This is a genomic window from Mesorhizobium sp. M1D.F.Ca.ET.231.01.1.1 (assembly GCF_003999155.2).
Lineage (GTDB): Bacteria > Pseudomonadota > Alphaproteobacteria > Rhizobiales > Rhizobiaceae > Mesorhizobium.
On the sequence record NZ_RZOZ02000195.1, the window covers coordinates 1 to 315 of the forward strand.

Sequence of the window (315 nt, forward strand, 5' to 3'; positions counted from 1 at the left end):
GGCCTGTACGGCAACGAAGAACTGCAGGCGTGGCTGTTCCCGGAAGAGATCACCAAGGGCCGCACCACCTCCAAGAACTTCTTTGCCAACATCGCCGGCAGCATCGTGACCCTGCCGGCCGGCGACCGCGGCTTCGCGTTCGGCGTGGAAAGCCGCAAGGAAGAAGGCAAGTACACCCCGGATGCCCTGGCCCAGACCGGCGCGACCACCAACTTGGCCGCTGGCCCGACCGGCGGTGACTACACCGTCAACGAAGCCTACCTGGAAGTGAACGTTCCCGTGCTGGCCGACCTGCCGGGCGCGAAGGAACTGACC

1 protein-coding gene is annotated in these 315 nt (G+C 65.7%); it reads left to right on the forward strand.

Annotation, left to right across the window (positions count from 1 at the left end; genetic code table 11):
* On the forward strand, positions 1-315 hold a 315-nt coding region (locus EN874_RS32930; protein ID WP_210238602.1), incomplete at both ends, for a hypothetical protein.